This window comes from Sphingomonas sp. Ant20, from assembly GCF_000783375.1.
GTDB classification, from domain to species: domain Bacteria; phylum Pseudomonadota; class Alphaproteobacteria; order Sphingomonadales; family Sphingomonadaceae; genus Sphingomonas; species Sphingomonas aerolata.
The window spans coordinates 1-2,441 of record NZ_JRVI01000242.1; the positions used below are offsets into that span (position 1 = coordinate 1).

At 70.9% G+C, this 2,441-nt stretch carries 2 protein-coding genes; one reads left to right on the forward strand and one right to left on the reverse strand.

The genetic code is table 11. The features are described 5' to 3' along the window. On the forward strand, nt 1–211 hold a 211-nt coding region (locus NI18_RS19300; protein WP_037532461.1), incomplete at its 5' end, for an MGMT family protein. 27 nt (nt 212–238) lie between these two features. Here the strand turns inward: NI18_RS19300 and NI18_RS19305 are convergent. Next, a partial coding sequence (locus tag NI18_RS19305; protein ID WP_306286538.1) for a hypothetical protein occupies nt 239–2,441 on the reverse strand: 2,203 nt, incomplete at its 5' end.

Here is a 2,441-nt window from a genome sequence, read left to right on the forward strand (position 1 = left end):
CCCGGCCGCGGTCCGTGCGGTCGGCAGCGCGTGCGGCGCCAACCCGATCGCCATCCTCATCCCCTGCCACCGCGCGCTTCGCACCGACGGGACACTCGGCGGCTACGCCTATGGGCTCGACCGCAAACGTGCGCTGCTGGCGAAAGAGGCGCCGCGCGAACCCGCCCTGTCGCCCGCACATTCAGGCGATCCCCGACCGTCGACATCGTGACGAGGGTCGGGGTCCGCGCCCTCGCCGCTAATTCGCCGGTGTCGGCCCAGACGGCGTCGCCGCCACCGTCTCCCCCCGTGCTTTCGCAAGCGCGAGCATCGCCGCGGGCCCCGTCACGCCGGTATCGAGGATCGCGATCAGCCGCGCCGCCGGGTTGTCCGCCGACTGGTGCGGATCATAGGCGAGCGGGCGCAGCGCGCGTCTGGCGGCATCGGTCTGACCATCCATGATCGCCTGCGCCGCGACCTTGAACCGCAGCGCCGGGTCCTGCGGCACCAGCTCGAGCGCGCGACCGATCCCCAGGATCGCGGCCGCGCTGGGAGCCTCGCCCGCCGCGGCGAAGCTGTCATAATAGAGCGACAGCGCCTCGGCATCGTCGGGCGCCTGGCGATTGGCCGTGACGATCCAGCGCCGCGCCGCACCCCATGCTGCGGCATCGCGGACTGTCGCCGCAGCGGCGCGCCGCATCAACACCTGCGCCTTGTACAGCATCGCCTGGCGCGACGTCGGATCGGCGGCGAGCGCGCGGTCGGCAGCAGCCAGCGCCGCATCGTCCTGCCCCGCATCATACGCCATCTCGGCAAGCCAGCCCTGCGCCAGCGCATCGTCGGGATAGGCCGCCGCGATCCGGGCGGCGCGCGCGAAGATCGGTGCGGCGGTGGCACGGTTGACGCCGCGCTCCGACTGCATCCGCAGCTCGACCATTGCAGCGGCGCCCGGCGACAACGGCGTCACGACCACCGGCGCGACGGGCAGCTTATCGTACGCGATCCGCAGCCCCGGGATGCGCGACTGGCGAAGATACGCATCGAGCGCCTTGTCGAGCGCGCGCAGGTCGCCGAACGCCGCGGTGGCCGCGGTTACGCTCGGCGTTCCCGCGTTCAGCGCGGTCAGATACTGCTGGAGCTGCCGGCCGCGCGCCGCGTCGAACATCAGGTAATGCGTCAGCAGCCATCCGCGCCCGTACATCACCCCGCGCTGCTCGTCGGTCAGCTTCTGCCCGGTCGCGAACAGGGTCGCCGCGGGCACCGGCTTGGCCGCGAGCAGGCTGTACGCCCGGTGCTGCGCCGCGCCGCCGAGCTGGACATACTCCTTCTCGAACGCGGCGGTCGAGACGAACTCGGCATAGCCCTCGGAAAACCACGCCGGATAGGCGGCGGCGTAATTGCCCAGCAGGAAGTGATGCGCATATTCGTGGAACAGGACGATCTGCGGAATTCCGCCGCCGCGCGTCGAACGGCTGCCGTCCCCGCCCTCGTCGATCCGCGGGGTGAAGGCGACCGACCCGCTTGCGCGCGGCAGGTAGAATCCAGCGATGCCGCGATCACCCGACAATCGGCGGATCGCAGCGACGTCGTTCGCGACATAGACGGTGACGCGGTTCGCGCCCTTCGCGCCGGTGCCCTCCGGCGTGCGGTGGAGATGCCGGATCGCCCCGTCGAACTGCTCGAGCCGGGTCGCCATCGTCGTGAGCGCGGCGGGCGGCATGTCGGCATAGATCTCGAAATGATCGGAGGTCGCGCGCGCCCATTTCGCCGCTGCCGGCGTCCAGGCACCGACCAGTCCCGCCATGATCGTGACGCTCCACGCCACCCCATGCCTAACTCTGTGCATTACCCGCATCGCCATCCCCCTCAACACCGCCATCCTGCCATGCGGATCGACGCGTGCCGAGGGGGTAAACGAGACTCGATCAGTCTGCCGACGTGCAGGAATAGACGAGCTTCTCGTTGGGCAGCGGCGGCAACGTGGCCGGACTGCAGACTGCTGGCCGACCAGCCGCGTGATCGCCGCCGGATCGGTCGTGCACTGCCCCGGCGTGTCGCCACGCGCCGCCCGCGCCGCGGTCATCCCCGCCGCCGACATCAGATAGCGCGTATTGGCGTAGGTGCGCGTCGCCGGGTCGAACGATAGTAGCGACACCGTCTGCTCTGCCTCGGGCACCAGCACGCGTTCCCACCGGCCATTGCCCGCGACATATTGGGTCTTGCCGTTGACGCAGCCACCCGCGCCCCAGCTGAGCGGCACGTCTTCGCTCGACGAGATCGTGATCCGGCTCCGTTCGGGGATCAGCCGGCACCTGAGCCGGCCGAGCGCCTTGTCCTCGACCACCGGCCCCGAGCGCGCGACCGACGCCGCGGGAAGGTCGACCGCGCCCGACGGCCTGGCCACGAACACGACGACCGCCGCGACTACCGCGACGCCACCGCCTGCTGCCGTCCAAATCGAC